Annotated in this window: 17 protein-coding genes; 8 read left to right on the forward strand and 9 right to left on the reverse strand. The window is 63.3% G+C overall.

Annotation, left to right across the window (positions count from 1 at the left end; translation table 11 throughout):
- Nucleotides 1–270 precede the first annotated feature (270 nt).
- Nucleotides 271–819 carry a TlpA family protein disulfide reductase gene (locus tag ESZ00_RS17340; RefSeq protein WP_229741158.1) on the reverse strand — a complete coding sequence of 183 codons (549 nt, stop codon included), beginning with the start codon at nucleotides 817–819 and terminating at the stop codon, nucleotides 271–273.
- 581 nt (nucleotides 820–1400) lie between these two features.
- Here ESZ00_RS17340 and ESZ00_RS17345 point away from each other — a divergent pair.
- A complete protein-coding gene (locus ESZ00_RS17345) occupies nucleotides 1401–1673 on the forward strand; it encodes a hypothetical protein (RefSeq protein ID WP_129209647.1) in 273 nt (90 codons plus the stop codon).
- Nucleotides 1674–1683: 10 nt separating this feature from the next.
- Here the strand turns inward: ESZ00_RS17345 and fabD are convergent, their stop codons facing one another.
- Nucleotides 1684–2646, reverse strand: a complete 963-nt coding sequence (gene fabD / locus ESZ00_RS17350) for an ACP S-malonyltransferase (protein ID WP_129209649.1) — start codon at nucleotides 2644–2646, stop codon at nucleotides 1684–1686.
- Between the two features lie 545 nt (nucleotides 2647–3191).
- On the opposite strand from fabD, the gene ESZ00_RS20150 reads away from it, so the two are divergent.
- Entirely contained in the window at nucleotides 3192–3680 is a 489-nt protein-coding gene (locus tag ESZ00_RS20150) for a c-type cytochrome (RefSeq protein WP_164981587.1), read from the forward strand.
- Nucleotides 3681–3921: 241 nt separating this feature from the next.
- Here ESZ00_RS20150 and panC read toward each other — a convergent pair whose 3' ends face one another.
- The 4 genes from panC to ESZ00_RS17375 all read right to left on the reverse strand — a co-directional run bounded on the left by panC (nucleotide 3922) and on the right by ESZ00_RS17375 (nucleotide 8886).
- Complete coding sequence (panC, locus tag ESZ00_RS17360) at nucleotides 3922–4773, reverse strand: pantoate--beta-alanine ligase (protein ID WP_129209653.1); 852 nt, start codon at nucleotides 4771–4773, stop codon at nucleotides 3922–3924.
- Between the two features lie 18 nt (nucleotides 4774–4791).
- Nucleotides 4792–5721 (reverse strand): 3-methyl-2-oxobutanoate hydroxymethyltransferase, encoded by a 930-nt coding sequence (gene panB, locus ESZ00_RS17365; RefSeq protein WP_129209655.1) that lies wholly within the window; start codon nucleotides 5719–5721, stop codon nucleotides 4792–4794.
- A gap of 434 nt (nucleotides 5722–6155) precedes the next feature.
- Complete coding sequence (gene preA, locus ESZ00_RS17370) at nucleotides 6156–7568, reverse strand: NAD-dependent dihydropyrimidine dehydrogenase subunit PreA (RefSeq protein WP_129209657.1); 1413 nt, start codon at nucleotides 7566–7568, stop codon at nucleotides 6156–6158.
- Nucleotides 7561–8886, reverse strand: a complete 1326-nt coding sequence (locus tag ESZ00_RS17375; RefSeq protein ID WP_229741144.1) for an FAD-dependent oxidoreductase — start codon at nucleotides 8884–8886, stop codon at nucleotides 7561–7563. Before ESZ00_RS17375 ends, preA begins: the two co-directional genes overlap by 8 nt.
- Before the next feature lie 215 nt (nucleotides 8887–9101).
- Between ESZ00_RS17375 and ESZ00_RS17380 the strand changes: the two genes are divergently transcribed.
- Nucleotides 9102–10580 carry an amidohydrolase family protein gene (locus ESZ00_RS17380; protein ID WP_129209659.1) on the forward strand — a complete coding sequence of 493 codons (1479 nt, stop codon included), beginning with the start codon at nucleotides 9102–9104 and terminating at the stop codon, nucleotides 10578–10580.
- 452 nt (nucleotides 10581–11032) lie between these two features.
- Here ESZ00_RS17380 and ESZ00_RS17385 read toward each other — a convergent pair whose 3' ends face one another.
- Nucleotides 11033–11512, reverse strand: a complete 480-nt coding sequence (locus ESZ00_RS17385) for a nucleoside deaminase (protein ID WP_275669390.1) — start codon at nucleotides 11510–11512, stop codon at nucleotides 11033–11035.
- Between the two features lie 286 nt (nucleotides 11513–11798).
- Here ESZ00_RS17385 and ESZ00_RS17390 point away from each other — a divergent pair, with 286 nt between their 5' ends.
- The gene (locus ESZ00_RS17390) at nucleotides 11799–12509 is read left to right on the forward strand and encodes a tetratricopeptide repeat protein (RefSeq protein ID WP_129209661.1); all 711 of its coding nucleotides are present in this window, start codon (nucleotides 11799–11801) and stop codon (nucleotides 12507–12509) included.
- 228 nt (nucleotides 12510–12737) lie between these two features.
- Here ESZ00_RS17390 and ESZ00_RS17395 read toward each other — a convergent pair whose 3' ends face one another.
- Nucleotides 12738–14624, reverse strand: coding sequence for a hypothetical protein (locus ESZ00_RS17395; protein ID WP_129209663.1), 1887 nt, complete (start codon nucleotides 14622–14624; stop codon nucleotides 12738–12740).
- A 447-nt stretch (nucleotides 14625–15071) separates the two neighbouring features.
- Here ESZ00_RS17395 and ESZ00_RS17400 point away from each other — a divergent pair, with 447 nt between their 5' ends.
- A complete protein-coding gene (locus ESZ00_RS17400) occupies nucleotides 15072–15653 on the forward strand; it encodes an RNA polymerase sigma factor (RefSeq protein WP_164981588.1) in 582 nt (193 codons plus the stop codon).
- Nucleotides 15650–16135, forward strand: coding sequence for a hypothetical protein (locus ESZ00_RS17405; RefSeq protein ID WP_129209666.1), 486 nt, complete (start codon nucleotides 15650–15652; stop codon nucleotides 16133–16135). The genes ESZ00_RS17400 and ESZ00_RS17405 overlap by 4 nt, the downstream gene beginning before the upstream one ends.
- Before the next feature lie 507 nt (nucleotides 16136–16642).
- Here the strand turns inward: ESZ00_RS17405 and ESZ00_RS17410 are convergent.
- Nucleotides 16643–16981 (reverse strand): phage holin family protein, encoded by a 339-nt coding sequence (locus ESZ00_RS17410; protein ID WP_129209667.1) that lies wholly within the window; start codon nucleotides 16979–16981, stop codon nucleotides 16643–16645.
- 387 nt (nucleotides 16982–17368) lie between these two features.
- Between ESZ00_RS17410 and ESZ00_RS17415 the strand changes: the two genes are divergently transcribed.
- Both ESZ00_RS17415 and ESZ00_RS17420 read left to right on the forward strand, forming a co-directional pair.
- Nucleotides 17369–18964: a hypothetical protein gene (locus ESZ00_RS17415; RefSeq protein ID WP_129209668.1), complete on the forward strand. Its 1596-nt coding sequence runs from the start codon at nucleotides 17369–17371 to the stop codon at nucleotides 18962–18964.
- Nucleotides 18965–19021: 57 nt separating this feature from the next.
- Complete coding sequence (locus ESZ00_RS17420) at nucleotides 19022–19858, forward strand: hypothetical protein (protein ID WP_129209669.1); 837 nt, start codon at nucleotides 19022–19024, stop codon at nucleotides 19856–19858.
- Nucleotides 19859–20216 lie beyond the last annotated feature (358 nt).

Genomic DNA, 20216 nt, shown 5'->3' on the forward strand with positions numbered 1-20216 from the left:
AAGAAAGCAGCGCTCTCTCCATCGAGAGAGCGCTGCTTTTCTTTGTTCTTTGAAACGATTGTCATCCCGACCGAAGCGAGCCAACAGCGAGCGAAGCGGAGGAACCTGCGGTTCTCTTTACCAGCGAGGATTCTGTGGCGGGCACACATGTCAGACTCGCGACCAAAGGGAGCCGAAGCCAAGGCGAAAGACCTGGGCAATGAGTCCACGCAAGCGTCGCCCTGTCTCAACACTCAAATGGATTCCGGAAGACAACCTCGGATGCAGTGCCTAAACACCGGAACGTTTTTCCACTTGCGCAGTCTCTGGCAAGCCGGGCAGTTTTACTCCAAAATACTTCTCAACCTCCGCCTGATTTTGCTGGATATACACGCCCTGCCACGCGCGCATCACTTTCGCATCCGGCCCCACGACAATCGTCTCCGGCGTTCCCAGTACGTGGAGCTGGTCCATCTCGTCTTTGGACTTCAGCAGATACACCGGGAAAGGCTCTCGCTTATCGCTCACATACCGCGCAAGATTCTGCGACGCAATCGATACGCCGACAAAGCGGTACCTGTCACCTTCCGCCGAATAAAGCGCCTTCATGTTCTCCTCATTCCGCTTGCACCAGCCGCACTGCGGCGAGAGAACATACAGCACTGTGGGCCGCTTGTCATCGGCGAACTCCAGAGTTACCGGCTTGCCCGTCGCGTCTTCCATCGCAATGGAAGAGGGAAGAGAGGCTCCAGCCTCGAGAGGCACGATCGGCTTCGGATGCGGCTTCAGTCCGCCATTTCTGGCCAGGTAAACGTTCAGTCCGAGCGACAGTGCCAGCACGGTTGTCAAAGCTGCTGTTCCAACATTCCTTCCAATGATTTCCTTCAGTGGCGACGACATAATCCGATTTCTCCCATTCAGGCTGTGCGCTTGATTGCAGGAACTTCCGAAGCGATTGCATAGGCAACCGCTTCAGAGAATGTGTTTAGGGTCTGTCATCGAATTGTTATTCCAGCAATCCTTACTGGAAGAGCTGCTGTATATTCGACGGTTCGAACGTGCGCACCGCTAGTCGGAGCACTTCACGCAGGAGCCTGCCTCACAGGTGCCCATGCTGTTTTCTCCAGTGCCGCAGAACGTGAAGGAACCGGTATCTCCCTCAGCGACGCTCCCACCGGCGCCATTGCTGCACAGCACAGGCTCAGGTGGTGCATCTGGAACCGGGGCATAAATCCCACCATCCGGACAACTGGTGATGGCATGGGCCTTGGCCGGGGTCATACACAGATACCCGCAAAGCGCTAAGACCGGAAGAACAGCGGCTGTCGCTACAGAAAACCTTTGCTTAAGATTCACAGCTATCTCCTTCGTAGATGAGGGAACGAGAAAGGCCGCGTCTTGATCGGTGGCCTTTGCTCTCCATGGATAAAGATCGTTTCGATCCGGAGGAAAAGACGGCAGAAAAGCATTGGCCCGGAGGGTTCTACATCCGTGGGGAAGAACTGCTGCACAACGGTATATTCAGCGGCAAAGAATACGTCAAGGTATTTTTCTTCATACCTCAATCGTGCATACAAAGTGCGGATTCCGCAGTTCCCAGCTTTGCGGTGCCGGATTCGGCGCCAGAGTCTCAAAGAGAAAACCATCGCAAACAAGAAACGGCGGCCAAAAGGCCGCCGTCCGTTTTGAGCTAAAAGCTGGAAACTAGGAGTTAAGCGCAGCAATCGCTTTCTCGAGCGACGCTTCATCGCTCACCGGCAGGCAGCTCTGCCCGCGATCGATCTGCCGCAGCAGCCCGGTGAGCACCTTGCCGGGGCCCACCTCGAGGAAGTGCACCGGCTTCTGGCCCGCAGACATCGATTCGATCAGCAGCCGCGAGCACTCCACCCAGCGCACCGATCCGGTCACCTGCCGCACCAGCGCATCGCGCAGCGCGTCGCCCCTGGTCACCAGAGCCGCATCGATATTCACCGCGACCGGAACCGCAGCGTCAGCAAAAGAGATCGCGCTGAGCACCCCGGCCAGGCGATCCTGCGCCGGCTGCATCAGCGCGCAATGGAAGGGAGCGCTGACCGCCAGCGGCACAGCCTTCTTCGCGCCGCGCTCCTTCGCCAGCTCCCCGGCCCGCGCCACCGCGGCCGCGCCACCCGAGATCACCGTCTGCTCCGGCGAGTTGAAGTTCGCCGGCGAAACCACGCCCCCGGTTTCCGCTGCCGCATCCGCGCACGCCTGCGCCACGTCTTCCGGCGTCATGCCCAGGATCGCCGCCATCGCGCCTTCGCCTGCCGGCACCGCCTCCTGCATGAACTGGCCGCGGCTGCGCAGCGCGCGCACCGCATCGGCCAGCGGCAGCACCCCGGCCACCACGTTCGCCGAGTACTCACCCAGCGAGTGCCCGGCCACGAAGCTCGGCGTCACGCCCTTTTCAGCCAGCACCCGCGCCACCGCGACCGACACCGTGAAGATGGCCGGCTGCGTGAATTCCGTCAGCTTCAGCTGCTCTTCCGGGCCGTCAAAGCAGAGCTTTGACAAGGAATATCCCAACGCCTCATCGGCCTCGTCGAAAGTGGCCTTGGCCACAGCAAACTTCTCATAAAGATCGCGGCCCATGCCGACCGCCTGCGATCCCTGTCCGGGAAAAAGAAAGGCAAGATTCTGCGTGCTCATCGCCTCTTATTTCAAACGAAACCCGATCTGCCGTCCAGAGACAGCTCCCAGGCCGGGTGGGTCTCACACCAATCTAAAAGTAAGCCCGGAGAGAGAAAGACGGGTGGCCCATGCAAGCCCGAAGTTGGCTTGCGTGGGGAAGAATAAGAGCCATTCACCACAGAGGACACAGAGAGCACAGAGGACTTCGTACCACCGCACGCATCCCATTCCGCACAAAGACTTTTCAGAAGAACAACCCGGGTGCCCCACGTCTCGCTTCTGAGACGTGGGTTTGCAGGAGAAACGCGTCACGAAGGTTCGTACCGTCCCACCCAAGCAGAGCTTGGATGGGGCACCCGTTTCCAATCCCCCCACAGATCCCAAATCGCGACCAAAGGGAGCGGAGGCCGAAGGCGAGAAGCCGCGCGGTTAGCGCCGACCAAAGGGAGCACCACGCGAAGCGATTCGCCGGACGCGCAGTCCCCTGCGCGCAGCAGCGCGAAGCAGCGGCCAGTCCATGGCACAATGGAGGCGCAGCGCCGACACTCATTCGAGGTACTCTGATGCCACGCCCGCTCACTGCCACTCTCCTTGCCGCCACGCTTTCTCTGGCCTCGCTGGCGCTCGCCGCACCTCACGCCACCCCCACCCAGGACGCGCCACCCCCGCCGCAGCATCACGACATGAACATGCAGCCCAAGAACCTCCAGGTGCTCCCCAAGGACATCTCCGCACCCGATCTCATGGCGCGCATGCATGAATATTCACAGTCGCTCGGCGTGCACTGCGGCTTCTGTCATGCGCAGGATGCCGCGACGCACCGGCCCGACTTCGCCTCCGACGCCAAGCCCGAAAAAGCCACCGCGCGCACCATGATCGCCATGACCATGGAGCTCAACGAGAAATACATGTCTCAGATCAAGGACCCCGACGCGACCCCGGAAGACAAGAAGGTGACCTGCGCCACCTGCCATCGCGGCAACTCCATGCCCGTGCCCTTCACGCCTCCGGCCGAAGGCGCCGAACACCACGACATGCCCAAGCCGCAGTAAGCAGGGCTCAGGGCTCAGGGCTCAGGGAAAAGCATAAAGCCGGGTGCCCCACCCATGACCGTTTTCGTCATGGGTGGGTCTCTCGCAAATCTCATGCGCGACCAGAGGGAGCGGAGGCCGAAGGCGGATCGCTCGGCGCGTAGCCGGGTGGGTCTCACACCGATCTCAAAGTAAGAAGCGGCGGGTATCATACACAGGCCAACAACAGGCCTGTGGACCACCGCCGGCTATACCCTACCCCCTACACCCTATCCCCTAAAACCACGTTGTCGATCAGCCGCGTCGAGCCGATCCACGCGGCCACCGCCACCAGCGTTTCGCCCTCCGTGCGCGCCACATCCTCAAGCGTCAGCGGATGCACCAGCTTCAGATAATCGAGCTTCGCCGCCGGCTCCGCTTCGATCACGCGCAGGCCCGCCGCGCGCAGAGCGGCCGCATCGCGCTCACCCGCGGCCTGCAATGCCGCGATCGCATCGAGCGCCCGCTTCAGCACCAGCGCCTGCTTCCGCTCCTCGACCGAGAGATACCGGTTCCGCGAGCTCATCGCCAGCCCATCGGCCTCGCGCACCGTCGCACACGCCACCAGCTCCAGCGGAAAGTGCAGCTCGCGCACCATGCGCCGCAGCACAGCCACCTGCGCCGCATCCTTCTGCCCGAAGTAGGCGCGCGTGGGCTGCACAATGTGAAACAACTTCGCCACCACCGTGGCCACGCCGCGAAAATGCCCCGGCCGCGACGCGCCATCCAGCCGGTCGCTGAGTCCTTCCACCTCGACGAAGGTCGCTGCGCCCTGGGGATACATCTCCTCCACCTGCGGCGCAAAGACCAGGTCCACGCCTTCCGCTTCGAGCAGCGCGCAATCCGCCTCAAAGGTGCGCGGATACTTCGCGAAATCTTCGTTTGGCCCAAACTGCGTCGGGTTTACGAAAATGCTCACGATCACCGAACCGCAGCCTTCCTTTGCCGCGCGCACCAGCGAAAGATGCCCCTCGTGCAGCGCGCCCATGGTTGGCACAAACCCCACCGCGCCCAGTCCCGCACGCAGCGCTACCAGCGCCGCGCGCACTTCTGCGACCGTTCGTACTACCTGCATGTATTTTTCCTTAACAAGTTAGGCTTCGCGCAGAATCGCTTCCGGATCGTCCGCCGTCCCGTCTCCGCCGCCATCGAGGTCGAGCGCCGCCGCCACCTGTTTTGTCAGGTGGTAGCTCTCTTCCTCGCTGGGAAATGCGCCGGACTCCACGTCCCGCACATAGCTCTCGATGGCGCCGCGAAACAGCGCCGCGCCGTCCGCATATTGCCGCACAAACTTCGCCGGCCGCGAGAAGCTCAGGTTCACCAGGTCGTGGAATACGAGAATCTGCCCATCGCAACCCGGCCCCGCGCCAATTCCGATCGTCGGAATGCGTAACTGTGACGTGATCTTTTCCGCGACCTCGCGCGGCACGCCTTCGAGCACCATCACCGCAGCGCCCGCGGCCTCGAGCATCCGCGCATCGCGCATCATCACCTCGGCCGCGGCGGCTGTCTTGCCCTGCACCTTGTAGCCGCCCATGCGGTGCACCGCCTGCGGCGTGAGCCCCATGTGGCAGACCACCGGAATCTCCGCGTCCGTCAGCCGTTCGACGAGTTCACAGCGCGTCGCCCCGCCCTCGATCTTCACCGCTGCCGCGCCGCCTTCCTTCACGAAACGCACCGCGTTGGCGACTGACTCGGCCACACTCACGTGGTAGGAACCGAAGGGCATATCCGCTACCACCAGCGACCGCTGCACGGCGCGCCGCACCGCGCGGGTGTGATGCAGCATCTCGTCCACGGTTACGGCCAGGGTGTTGTCGTGCCCCATCACCACCATCGCCAGCGAGTCGCCCACGAGGATCATGTCCACGCCCGCCTCGTCCACCAGCCGCGCCGTGGCGTAGTCGTAAGCCGTCAGCGCCGTGATCGGCACATGCGCGCGTTTCTTCTCTTCAAGAAACGGAAATGTGATTTTGGAAGCAGGCGCGCCGGAGCCGGCGCTACAGAACTGTGTCAGACTCATGACTTCTCCAGTGCAGCTCCCCGCTCACGGGGGATGCCACCCGAACACAATTCCAAACGATACGCCCCGACCGGCCGCTCAGGCAACTGCTGCTAGCTGCTGCGCGCAGGGCGGATCGCCTTCGGCCTCCGCTCCCTTTGGTCGCGATTCGGGTTTTGTCTGAAATGGAGAAGAACCCGGGTGCCCCACGTCTCGCTTCTGAGACGTGGGTTCGCAGGATAAACGCGTCACGAAGGTTCATACCGTCCCACCCAAGCGGAGCCTGGATGGGGCACCCGTTTCCGAACCACCCCACAGATCCCAAATCGCGACCAAAGGGAGCGGAGGCCGAAGGCGATTCGCCCTGCGCGAAGCAGCCGAAGGCGAGAAGCCGCGCGGTTAGCGCCGACTAACGGGAGCGGAGGCGCGAAGCAAAACGCCTGGACAGCCAGTCCCTATTGCTCCATCATTGGGACGGCGCACCCGGCTTTGCCTGAGGTGCGCTCTTCCCACGTCTCCGGCGCGCGCTCCGTGGGTACCTCGACCATGGTGATGCACGCCTCCACCGGGCACACCAGCGAGCACAGGTTGCAGCCCACGCACTCGCTCTCATCCACGCGAGGAACCCGCTCGAGCGGCGTCCTGCCCTGCGCCACGCCCATCGCCGCGGCATCGAGCCTGGCAATCGGCGTCACTGCAATCGACGCCTTCGACGCAGCCTCCAGCGCGGACGGCAGCGTATGCAGCTCGACCGGCCCATCCACCGCGCCGCTCACGCGATCACGATGAATGCACTGGTGCGCGCCATCCCAGCAGGCAATCATGCAGAGATCGCAGCCGATGCACTTCGATTCATTGATATGTGCAACGATTTTGTAGTTCAGATTCAGGTGCTTCCACTCCGTCACGCGCGGCACCGTGAGCCCGCGAAAATCCTCGATCGAAGCGAAACCCTTCTCACGCATCCATCCGGCGAGGCCGTCGATCATGTCTTCCACGATGCGATAGCCGTAGTGCATCGCCGCCGTGCACACCTGCACCGTACCCGAGCCCAGCAGGAGGAACTCCGCCGCATCGCGCCACGTGGCGATGCCGCCGATGCCCGAGATCGGGAGATCGATATCCGACGCGATCTGCTGCACCATGTTCAGCGCAATCGGCTTCACCGCCGGACCGCAGTAGCCGCCATGCGATGACTTTCCATCCACATCCGGCCGCGCCGTCAACGTGTCGAGATCGACGCTCGTAATCGAATTGATCGTGTTGATCGCCGAGATCGCATCCGCGCCGCCCTGCTTGGCTGCGCGCGCCATCACGCGAATGTCGGTGATATTCGGCGTGAGCTTCACGATCACCGGCGTGCGCGCTTTCTCCTTCGCCCACGCGGTGATCATCTCCGTGTACTCCGGCACCTGCCCCACCGCCGAGCCCATGCCGCGCTCGCTCATGCCGTGCGGGCAACCGAAGTTCAGCTCGAGCCCGTCGGCGCCCGCGTCCTCCGCGCGCGCCACGATGTCGTGCCACGCCTCGCGCCTCGACTCCACCATCAGCGACGCAATCACCGCGTGCTTCGGATAGCGCCGCTTCACCTCGGCCATCTCGCGCAGGTTCACCTCGATCGGCCGGTCGCTGATGAGCTCGATATTGTTGAGCCCCATCATCCGCTGCCCCTGCCAATCGATGGAGGAGTAGCGCGAGCACGTGTTCTGCACCGGCTCGCCGATGGTCTTCCACACCGCGCCGCCCCAGCCTGCGTCGAAGGCCCGCATGATCTGCTCGCCGGTGTTGGTCGGCGGCGCCGAGGCCAGCCAGAACGGGTTCGGCGAAACCACCCCTGCAAAATTCACCTGAAGATTCGGCTCACGCATAACGCGCCTCCAGCACGGCCGTCATCGCCTGCGCCGCGCGCTTGCCGTCGGCCACGGCATCCACCACCTCGCGCCCACCGTTCACGCAGTCACCTCCGGCAAAATACTTGAGATGTGAAGTTTCTCCCGTTGCCTGCTCGATGACCACACGTCCGCCGTCGAGCACGAGCCCCGGCAGCGCCCCAAGCAGCTTCAGCAGCGGCGACTGCCCGATCGCCGGAACGATCAGGTCGCACGCCAGGTCGAACTCCGATCCCGCCACCGGCCGCAACTGCTCGTCCACTTGCGTGCATTGGATGTACTCCACCAACGCATCCTCCGCAACCACGCGCACCGGCGCCGTCTGCCACAGGAAGCGCACACCTTCCTGCTTCGCATGCTCATATTCGAAGGCAAAGGCCGACATGCTCTCCGGTCCGCGCCGGTAAAGGATCGAAACCTCCTCCGCGCCCAGCCGCCGCGCCGCAATCGCCGCGTCCATCGCCGTGTTGCCCGCGCCGATCACCACCACCCGGCCGCCCACCCGCGTCACCTTCGCCGTCTTGTAATCGGCAATGAAGCGCAGCGCATCGACCACCGCCGGATGATCGCCGCCCGGAATCGCCAGCGCATGCGCCGCGCCCAGTCCCACACCCAGAAAGATCAGGTCGTATTCCGCTTCGAGCGCTTCGAGCGCTGCCGCATCCACGTCCACTCCGGGACGGAACTCCACACCCAGCGCCGCAATCAGCGCGATCTCCTCAAGGCTCGCCTTCGCCGACAGCTTGTATTCCGCCACGCCGTAGCTATTCAGCCCGCCCGGCAGCGGATTCCGATCCAACACCGTGACAGAAAAGCCCTGCTGCGCCAGCTCCGCCGCACAGGCCAGCGACGCCGGCCCCGCGCCGATGCAGGCCACACGTCCAGGACGCACGTCATGCTTCTTCGCCAGCTGCCCGCCGCGCGCATGGAAGCGGTCCATCGCATGGCGTTGCAGGCGCGCAATCTCGATCGGCTTCTCATGCACGCCATGCATCACGCAGGCGCCTTCGCACAGCACCTCGACCGGGCACACCCGCGCGCAGCTCGCGCCCAGCACATTCGCATCCAGAATCGTCCGCGCCGAGCCGTCGAGATTTCCCGTGGCAATCTTCTTGATGAACCGCGGCACATCGATGTGCGTCGGACACGCCGCCGTACACGGCGCATCGAAGCAGTTCAGGCAGCGATTGGCCTCGACCACCGCCGCCTGCGGCGCAAGCGGCGGATGCAGTTCGCCGAAGCGCTCGCGTATCGCCGCATACCGCTCGCCCTCGAGCATGCCGGCCGCGCCGCTCACCCCGTTACTCCCGCGTGCGCGCGGTTCGCCCGCGCATCCCTATCCGCGCCCCGACAACATCCGCATCCGCCTGCAACCGCCATGGCGTACTCCAGAGAAGAGTTCACCCCTCCGGCCGGCAAGGCCACCGGCGACCCTCGATTCCAGAGTGGTGGAAGCCCCCAGTGTACGCGAATTCCATTGCCGTGCCAGAGCTTTCACGCTATCAAGGGTGCATGCCCTCACGCTGCCCGCTCCTCTGCCGTGTCTTCGCACTGCTGGTTCTCGCCCTGTCTCTGCCTGCGCTGCACGCCGCCTCCGCGGGCGAAGAGCCGGCGCTGCTGCTGGTGACCCACGCCCGCTTTTTCACCATGGCGCCCGGCCAGCAGCAAAGCTTCCTCGGCTACATGCTTGTCTCCCGTGACGGCACCATCGCCGCCCTCGCCGCCGGCGATCCACCCGCCGCCGTGCATGCCGCATCCACCTTCGACGCACACGGCCACTGGATCATGCCCGGCTTCATCTCCGCGCACAGCCATCTCTGGCAGGCCGCCTATCGCGGCCTGGCCGCCAACAAAACCCTTCCCGGCTGGATTGCCGACCTCTACGGCGCACGTGCCACCAAAGCTGCGCCGGAGGACTACTACTGGTTCGCGCTCGACGGCGCGCTCGATCATCTTCAACACGGCATCACCGCCGCCTATGACTTCGCCTACGGCGGCACCTCCTGGGACAACCCCGCCATGAAGCCCGGCGCCATCGACTTCGACACCGAGCAGTACCGCGCCGAACTCGCCTCCGGTATTCGCTTCGTCCATGGCTACCAGGTCGAGAAGGTCCCGCCCGGCACCCCGGCCGAGACGACCCTCGCCGTCGCCCGCCCACGCCTGCGCGCCTTCCTCGACTACACGGCCGCGCATCCCTCGCCGCGCGCGCTCTCCACCATGCTCAACGGCTCGACCGCCTTCAACGAAACCCCGCAGCAGGCGGTCATGGAGGCCGCGCTCATGCGCGAGTTCCATCTCGGCAACCAGAGCCACTACCTTGAACCGCCGGACACCATCGCCGCCGAACAGGCCAAGTTCCCCTGGTTCGTGGATGGCGGGCTCATGCAGTCCACGCTCATCTTCGGCCACTTCATCCACACCACCGACGCCATCCTCGAGCAGACCGCGAAGGCCGGCGCCGGCATGAGCTGGAACCCGCTCTCCAACGGCCGCCTCGCCTCGGGCACCGCCGACATTCCGAAGTACCTCAAGTACGGCATCCGCGTCGGCATGGGTGTCGACGGAGAAGCCAGCGCCGACCTCGCCGACCCCTTCGAGAACCTGCGCACCGGCCTCTATGCCATCCGCGACAAGTACCAGAGCGCCACCGCCATGAGCCCCTACCAGGTGCTCTCCCTGCACACCATGGGCTCGGCCGACGTCCTCGGCGTGAAGAGCAGACTGGGCAGCCTCGAGCCGGGCAAATACGCCGACTTCCTGGTCATCGATCCAACCGATTTCGGCCCGGTCTTCGATCCCTACGCCTCGCTGGTGCTCATCGGCAGCCAGCGCGAGCTCGAGCGCGTCTACGTCGGCGGCCAGCTCATGGTCGACCACGGACACCTGCTCCACGCCGACGCCGACGAGGTGGAGCGCCAGGTCGATCACCGCGTGCAGTCCGAGGTCAAGACAGAGGTTCCGGCAATCGAGCCTGCAGGCGTGAAGTGAGAGATCGTTTCGTCCGTCCCAGGTCTTCGTTTTGTCTCGGCCCACAAGAGCGAAGCCTGGGGCATCCCGCAATCGCTTGTCATCCCGAGCGCAGCGGAGGGACCTGCGGTTTCTGCTGCCCATCAAAAAAACTCGGGTGGCCCATACAAGCCGGGTGTTGGCTTGTGTGGGGCGGCACAAAGACCATTCACCACAGAGGACACAGAGAGCACAGAGGACTTCGTACCACCGCACGCATCTCATTCCGCGCAAAGACCTTTCAGAAGAACGGCCCGGGTGCCCCACGTCTCGCTTCTGAGACGTGGGTTCGCAGGAGGAAGGCGTCACGAAGGTTCGTACCGTCCCACCCAAGCGGAGCTTGGATGGGGCACCCCTTTCCGATCCACCCCACAGATTCCAAATCGCGACCAACGGGAGCGGAGGCCCAAGGCGATCCGCCCTGCGCGAAGCAGCTAATACTCGATCTTTTCTGTCGACGCGATCCACGCCGCGAAGCTCTCCCATGCCTCAGCCGCCAGCAACTGCTGCGAAGGCATCTTCCTCTGCCCGCGGTCCAGCCGGAACTGCTCATACAGATACGCATCGTCGAAGCCCGCCCGTGCGGCGGCCTGGCTGTCGTTGCCATAGAAGACCGCATCGAGCCGGGCCCAGTAGCTCGCCGCCAGGCACATCGGGCAGGGCTCGCAGCTGGTGTACATCTCGCAGCCCTCGAGCGAAAACACCCCCAGCCGCGCGCAGGCATCGCGCATGGCCACCACTTCTCCGTGCGCCGTCGGATCGTTGGTCGCCGTCACGCTGTTCGCGCCCTCGCCCACAATCGCGCCGTCTTTCACAATCACCGCGGCAAAGGGACCGCCCGCATTCGCCTGCACATTGCGCGTCGCCAGCTCGATGGCACGCCGCATAAACTCCGGATTCGGGCTCCTGGCCACCGTATCTCTCCTCAGGGTGTATCCCCCATATAGCTTAAGCAGAGACCTGTCTTTTCGACCGGCGCAGGACTGTTTTCCAGTCCTGCGCAGTGGAGAAACCTGCGGTTTCCTGCCCGGACAGGCGCAAACCAGTGGATACGGCCCCATGCGGCCCAAGGCGCCATCCCCCGCTTTTGACCCCCGGAATCCGCCGCTGCTACACTGGAGGCCTGCGCGCGGAGTCGGCCTGTGCCCCCTGTGGCCCCCGCCGGCCTCCCGCATTCAGCAGTCTCCGATAGGACCAAGAGTGGATACACAGACACGTCACGCCTTGAAACAGGACGGCTTCGCCGAAGCCACTGCCTCCAGCCTCGATTGGCTCCAGACCAACCGTAGCTCCGTCATCAAACTGACCGTCCTGGTCGTCGTGATCGCCGTCGTCGCCACCGTCGCCGCGATTGTCTACAACACCCGCTCCGCCAAGGCCGACGACCTCTTCGGCCAGGCCATGGACATCTACAACACCCCGCTCCAGGCGCCCGGCCAGCCCGCGGTTCCCAACCAGACCAACTACAAGACCGCGGCCGACCGCGCCAAGGCCGCCAATCCGCTCTTCGTCCAGGTTGCCGACCAGTACAACCTGCTCGGAACCGGCAAGAACGCCGCCTATTTCGCCGGCCTTACCTACATGGATCTGAACCAGACCGCCTCGGCCGAGAAGGAACTGCAGCAGGCTGGCGGCGCGCATGACAGCGGCATCGCCTCGCTGGCCAAGATGGCCCTCGCCGGCCTCTACCGCCAGACCGGCCGCGACAGCCAGGCCGTCGATCTCTATAACGAGGTCATCCAGCACCCCACCGCCGCCGTCTCCGCCTCGGCCGCCAAGCTCGAGCTGGCCGGATACTACGAATCCTCCAACCCAGCCCTGGCCAAGAAGCTCTACGCCGAGATCAAGGACCAGGACAAGGGCACCGCAGCCGCACAGATCGCCACCCAGAAGCTGGCCGGCGGCAAGTAGCCTTTTCGTTTCTCCGCTCTAACAGGAGAGCCCGCGCCAAGGCGCGGGCTCTCCTGCGTTTGCAGCAGACATGTGACTAGGCCGTATCCCCATAGAGCGAGAGTAAAAGGCTGTCATCCCGACCGGAGCGAGCCAAAGGCGAGCGAAGCGGAGGGATGACAACGATAAGGGGACGTTCTTTCTTTTCAGGCCATCTCTCTCTATGGGGATACAACCTAGAACCCCTGCTTACTGCTTCTGCTGATTCGCCGTGAGCAGGTGCAGGATATCGATTCCGAAACCGAATCGATATCGGTCCCGGTTGGGCTCAGCGGTGGGGATATTGACTACATTCGGGCTTAGATACGTTATGCTCGACGACGCTGGCACCGGAACCAATATGAGCTGCTGACAAGGAGTGTTGTTCTGCGTACAGCTTGTCATAGGGCCATTGAGCTCCGAATCGAGCGCTCCAAATGCGTAGAGGGCATCAAACTTCGGTATGGGCAAAGGGAATGGAATCACCCCGCCCATGTGCAATACGAGACCGTGCATTTTGCCCCCGGTCACATATTCATTCTGACCGAAGGCAACGTCTAGCGTACCCGGATACCGTAATTTGCTGTGCTCAAAATCCTCACCATAAAGCTTGAGTCGCAGACCAGCCTCGTAATGGCGGTAAAACCTTGTCCGGTCATCGGGAATAAAGGCGACGTAACACGGCCAAACAGCTTTGGTTGTGTCATAAGCGCAGTTGGAACCGGTCGGGAAGGAACTCGGATATTGGTTTTGAATCTGGGTTGTCGCATAGTACACCGGCGGACTCGCCTGGGAAGCGGAAAGCGGAGAGTTGAAGCCTCCGGAGAATAAAAGGGACAGAGTGGTGTAGGTATATCGAGGGTAGTACGGATACGGGGCCTTCCCTGAATCAAATGTGCCGATGCGCAGGTCTCCGCCAAAAAGCTTGACCGAGACATTCCCGACTCCCTCCCAGGACTGAACAATCTTGTCGGGCGTCGCGTTCACAGCAGAGGCATAATAGCCCGCGCTGGAAAAGGCCGAGGCGGAAAGAGTACCCGGTTGAGCCATACCGGAGATTCTCAAACTCCCGCCAATAAAAACGTGCGCGTCGCGAATGTTCTGCATCGCATTTGCCCCAAGCCTCGCAGTAAGGGGTTCATCCAGGCTCGAATTCGCAAGGAACTTGGCTCCCGGCGAGGTCGAACTGGCCCCCTCCACGTCTACGCCAACCGCCGTCAGCAACAGCGGCGGCATCTGGCGGATGCAGTTAAGAGCTCCGTTTGCCTCATCCGGCGGCAGAACGGACAGGTCGAGCTTGGCCTGTTCGGTATCGTAGCCGTATGGCAGAGCCAGATTGAGCGTCACACTCTGCGCTCCGGCGGGAATCCGGTAGATCGTAAACGTTCCAGTAGCCTGCGCCGGATCGTTATCCACCGGTTTCAGGGTGATGGCAGAAATCTGCGGCGCTGGGGTGCTCTCACCTTTACTGGCCGTCCCTGTCGCAGTCGTATTCTTGGTTCCCCCCGTGCCGGTCGTACCCGCCGTCTTCTCGTCGCTGCTCCAGCTGGCCGAGATTGCCGCATCGGTCAAATCGGCCTGTCCCATGGAACCCTTGGCGCGCTTCATCTTGAAGCTAAAAACCACATCGCTGCAGGCGACCAGCTTTTTCGTATCCGGCGGTTGTATCTCGATATCGACTTGGGTGATTGCATTCTTATCGCCAGCATCGGAAGGGTTCTCCGCCGGGGAACTGCTGGAGGTGACAGTGCCGTTCGTCCCACCTTTATCCTTATCGCCAGCCTGACTGCCGCCCGCAACGCCTGTATCCCCTCCTTCCCCCGCATTGGGCCCACTGCCGGCCTGGGCTGGAGTGGGAGCTGCGGCCGGCGGCGTGACCGAGGCCACCTGCGTTACCGGCTCTGTTTGCGTTACTGGCGCCGGGACTGCTTGTACAGTCGCTGCCGTGACCGTGGTTTGCCCGCGAGCCGGCCGACCGTTGTGTCGCGTCGCCGTGGCCTGAGGCACCACTTTCTCAGCCTGAGCTTTCTGCGGATGCGAAGGATTACACGCCTGGTACGTGCTCGACAGCTGCTGCTTCTCATACTGCAGCGCCATCCCGGCTGCCTGCGTAGCCGTAAATCCGAGGTTCTGCTGCGCCGCGTCGAAGGCACTCACCTTCTCCGCAAGCGCGGCCAGATCCTGATCGGAACAGGTTGGAGTTGACTGGCCGAACGCCGCCAGGGAGGACAGAAGCAAGGCAGACATCACTGAAACGTCTCTGAATCGTGGCACATGCTCACCTCTTGCTGAATTTGGGAGCCCGGTACGACCTGACCTCAGCGAACGACCTATCTATCCGTCTCATGGGATTTCCGCGAGAATCCCCTCTCCCTCGTGTCACAGAAAACGGAAGGGAATCAGTACGAAAGTACTGTTGCCTTTTGCCGCTTCCCATGCATGCGAGGGAGCCAGCGTCCGCCCGGAGAAACCACTCCCCCGAAACCGCCATGGATTTCCCGAGCGCAAAGCAGGTATGCTCCGTCTTTCGAGCATGGAGTTGGCATGAGCACGGTTACCGGACACCTGGCCGGCTGGATGGCTCCGTCTCGAACGACGGTTGAACCTTTGGATTCCAGCGAAACAATCACCGCCCTTGTGGCCGAGTATTCGACCACCCTGTACCGCGTCGCCTATTCGGTCGTGCGCAATGCCGCCGAAGCCGAGGACGCCGTCCAGGAAGCCTTCCTGCGCGTACTCCGCCATCGCGAAAAGCTGTCCGAGATCCGCGATCTCCGCGTGTGGCTGGTCCGCATCATCTGGAACATCGTCCTCGACCGCAAACGCCGCGCCAAAACCCGTCCGGAGAACGACGACATCGCCGACTACGCCCGCGTGCTCCCCACAGGCGACCGCCGCGCCGACGATGACCTGATCTCCTCCCAGGAGCACAACCGCATCCTGGCCCTGATCGACCAGCTGCCCGGCAAGGAACGCCAGGCGCTGCTGCTCTCTGCCGTCGAAGAGCTGGCGACCAACGAAATCGCCACCATTCTCGGCACCACCGAGTCCTCCGTGCGCTCGCGCATCTTCCGCGCCCGCCGCGAGCTCGGTCATTTGCTCGCAAAGGAGGGAATCGCGCGATGAACCCCAATGTCCCGCACCGCCCTGATCTCGATTCCGCAGGCCTCGACCCTGTCATGCAGGCCCGCATCGACGCCGCGCTCACGCGGCTCGGCTCGGCAACGCCCCGCCAGGGCTTCGAATCCCGCATCGCGGCCCATCTGGCCACGGCGACGGAGCCGGCCCGCACCTCATGGTTTTCGCTGCGCCGCACCGTCCTGTTCTCCGGAGCCGGAGCCTGCGCCGCGCTGGTCATCATCGCCGGCTCGGTCACCCACTCGCGGCACCTGCTGCCGGTCGCGCCGGAGGGCACCGTTGCCGCCCGCCCCGCAGCCTCCACCGGCATGCAGACGGTCGACAAGTCCATCGAAGCGCCCAGGCCGGTAGCCGCGCCGCTGCATGGCCGCGCCCGCGCCATCCACAAGGCCGCAGCCGATACCGCCGCGCAGCCGGGAGCCATCGCCGTGCCCCGCTCGCCGCTGCCCGCCGCCCAGAAGGCGCAGTAGCCTTCACGATTTCCAGCGCCGCTGCCCCGGCGCTCACAAGTGGGTAATGGAAAAGGCCGGGATGGGAGTCCCCGGCCTTCTTTTTTTGGACTAGCCGCTGCTGCGCGCAGGGCGGATCGCCTTCGGCCCCCCGCTCCCTTTGGTCGCGATCTGGCCGGGTGACCCATGCAAGCCTCAAGCTGGCTTATGTAGGGAACAAACCGGGTCTCCGAAGAATCTCAAAGCAGGCTGCGACCGGGAATTCCGTACCCCTGCCAACACCCCGGTTCGCGCCAGGAACGCCAAGTTCCGCAAAGCCCGCAAAGACTTTTCAGAAGAACGACCCGGGTGCCCCATGTCTCGCTTCTGAGACATGGGTTCGCAGGATGAACGCGTCACGAAGGTTCACGCCGTCCCCCCAAGCCGAGCTTGGATGGGGCACCCATTTCCGTCTCTATTCCGAATATCCCAAATCGCGACCAACGGGAGCGGGTGCCGAAGGCGAAAGGCCTGGACGGCCAGTCCTCCTTAGTCGGCGATCGCTTCGAAGAGCATGTGGAGCAGCGCCAGCACGATGGCTCCGATAAACGCTGCGCCGAAGCTGGCTACGTGGAAGCCCGGCACCAGTCCGCTGGCCAGCTCCAGGATGATCGCGTTAATCACCAGGAAGAACAGCCCCAGCGTCAGGATGCCGAGCGGCAGCGTGATCAGCTTGAGCAGCGTTCCCAGCGTGGCATTGAGCAGGCCGATCACCAGCGCCGCAATCAGCGCCGAGGCCAGGTTGTGCACCAGAAAGCCTGGCACCAGCCAGGCCACAATCAGCAGCGCCACCGCTTGGAGCAGCCAGCGCAGAAGCAGACGGACCATAGTTCGTAAACCCTTTCGTCAGAGGAGAGCTTCTCCCCTGGAATAGCCCACAGGGACAGCCCCGGAAAAACAACGATCCGGGACTTCGCCTGCTCAGATGCACGGAAGCGGTCGGCCGTCGCTTCCCTCCTGCCCTGCGATCTCCTCTGAAACACTCCTCTTGAACATTTCTCTGGACCAGATCGAGATGCAGCGGTCAGGTTCCTTTGCCAGCATCGTAATGCAAGACCACGCATGGAGTATCACAATCTCCGTCCGTGGCCGAACACCGCTGTTCAAGCGCGGACGCTGCAAGTGCATGCGGAGCTTTCGGCTCACGGCATATGGCCATGCCCATCGCGGCAATGCGCAATGGCCCCCGGCGTGCTCAGAAGCAAATCGGAATCCATGCTCGCGCGCAGAACAGCCTCGATCATCCGGCGCCTCGCTGTAGCCGCCATCCCGGCATCCGCACTCCTGGTCCCGCTGCCGGGATCGGCAGCCGGCGCACAATCCTCGTGGGCGCATATCGGCGCAAAGGGCAGGCTGATCTACCAGACGACAGCGCGCGGAGACCGCATTCCGGATTTTTCTTCCGCCGGATATCGCGGCGGCGGCATGGCGCTGCCGTTCGTAAAAACGCGGGTGAAGGTTTCGCCCACAGGGAGCGCCGACGATACGTCCACCATCCAGGAGGCTCTGGACAAGGTAGCGCGGCTGCCTCTGGATGCGCATGGCGAGCGCGGAGCAGTCGAGCTCGCGCCGGGGCATTTTTATCTCCTGGGCACGCTGCATATGCATGCCTCCGGTGTCGTCCTGCGCGGCACGGCTGCGATCGGGAGCACTGCGTCGGTTCTCGAGATGACGGGCGCGCCCCATCTCGCCATCTCCATCCAGGGCGAGTTTCAACAACGCACGCTGGGACAACCGACGTGGCTCACAGACAGATATGTGCCTGCGGGCGCGGCAACCATCCACGTTGCCGATGCTTCGGCCATCCATGCAGGCGACTGGCTTGAGATCGTCAAGCCGGTGACGCCCGCATGGGTGCACTTCATGGGCATGGATCATATGCAGCGGGAGGGAAAGCCGGAAACGTGGGTGAAGAACGACATTCGCGTTCTGCGCCGTGTCGCCGCGGTGAAAGGCAACACCATACGCCTGCAGGTGCCGCTCACCGATTCCTTCGATGCCCGCTTCTACGCCTCCCGTCAGGCCTCGGTCACACGCGTGGAGGTAGCCGGACGCATCGCCGGCGTTGGCGTAGAAAGCCTGCAGATCCTGGCTCCCGATCGCCGCATCGCATACCGCGTCGATGCGGAGTTCGATGGCATCGGCATGGACAACGTAGTGGACTCCTGGCTGCGTTATGTCGCCTTCGTCGACACAACCAACTCCGTGCGCATCGATACGCGCGCCGAACGGCTGACCATCCTCGGCGTCGATGTACAGCAGGACTCCACCGTAACCAGCCATGCGCAGCCATTCGACTTTCGCGTAAGCGGCTCGCAGATCCTGCTCGACCGCTGCACCGGCAGAGGAGACCGCGTGACCTACGTCGGCACGCAATCCCGCTCCGAGGGGCCTGTCGTTGTTCTGCATTGCCGATTTTCCGGTAGCGGAAAGATCGAGGGGCATCAACGATGGTCCACCGGCTTCCTGGTCGACAACTGCGAGGTGCCGGATGGCGATATGAATTTGAGAAACCGCGGCGATATGGGCAGCGGCCAGGGCTGGACACTGGGCTGGTCCGTGCTCTGGAACAGCACGGCCGGCAGCATTACGGTTCAGAATCCTCCTGGCGCGTTGAACTGGTCGATCGGCGATACGGGCCAGCAGGAGGACGCGCCGATGCCCGTATTCGATGCATCGCCAGGCCCGATGCTGCCGCGAGGCATCATCGAATCCTCCGGCCATCCGGTCGAACCCGCCAGTCTTTATCTCGAGCAGTTGCGAGAGCGATCAGGCCCTCAGGCCGTCGCCGCTCTCGGCTATCACGAATGACGCCCCGGCGCAGGCACAGGGCTGCTCCCCTCTTGCGCATCGACTTACACTGTCGCTATGGCCATTCCGCAGTCTCGCGTCTTCGCTCTCCAGCTCTGCGCCCTTGCCTTTGCTGCCGCGGCGCGCGGGCAGCAGCCCGCGCCCCTGCCCGACGTCCCCACGTTGATGAGCCAGGTCGAAGCACGCCAGCGCCAGATGGATGAGACGCGCGAAAACTACACCTATCGCGAGATCACCATCACCCGCACCCTCAACAAGGACGGCTCGATCAAGAAGACCGAGACCGAGGAGAACGAGGTCTTCTACGTCCACGCCCACCGCATCGACCGCCTCGTGCGCAAGGACGGCAAGGATCTCTCACCGGGCGAAGCCAAGAAGGAGCAGGACCGCGTCATGAAGGACGTCGAGAAGGCCGAGAACACGCCGCCCGGCCAGCCCATCAACGGCGACAACATCTCCGTCACCCGCCTGCTCGAGATCATGCAGGTCTCCAACCCGCGCCGCGAGCTGCTCGACAACCGTCCGACCATCCGCTTCGACTTCACCGGCAACCCGCACGCCAAAACCCACGGCCGCGCCGAAGATGCCTCAAAGAAGCTCGCCGGAACCCTCTGGGTTGACGAGCAGGATCGCCAGGTCCGCCGCCTCGAAGCCCACTTCGACGACAACTTCCACATGGGCTTCGGCCTCTTTTCCATCGGCAAGGGCAGCAGCTTCGTCTTCGACCAGAAGCTGGTCAATCCCGGGGCAAAGGAGCAGGGCCTGTGGCTGCCCACCGACGGCCAGGCGCACCTCGTCGCTCACGCCATCGGCTTCCTCGGCTACCGCGCCGACGTCTCCTTCTCCGACGATCACTATCAACGATTCCACGCCGAAGCCCAGCAGGTGAAGTAGGGCTCAGGGCTCAGGGCTCAGGGCTCAGGGCTCAGGGCTCAGGGCTCAGATAGATCGTAAAATCCGGGTGCCCATCCATGACAGTTGTTCGTCATGGGTGGGTCTCCGAAGAACCCATGTTTCCCAAACCTATTTCTTCCATTTGTCATCCGGAGCGAGCAAAGCGAGTCGAGGGACCTGCGGTTCTCTTCCCATTCCGCACAAATCCGGGTGCCCCACATCTCGTTCTGTTCGAGATGTGGGTTCGCAGAATGCCGGCATCACGAAGGTCCGCTCCCTCCCGCCCAAGCAAGCTTGGACGGGGCACCCCTTTTCGTCCCCACCGTAAAGAACCCCAAGTCGCGACCAAAGGGAGCGC

Source organism: Silvibacterium dinghuense, assembly GCF_004123295.1.
Classification (GTDB): Bacteria; Acidobacteriota; Terriglobia; order Terriglobales; family Acidobacteriaceae; genus Silvibacterium; species Silvibacterium dinghuense.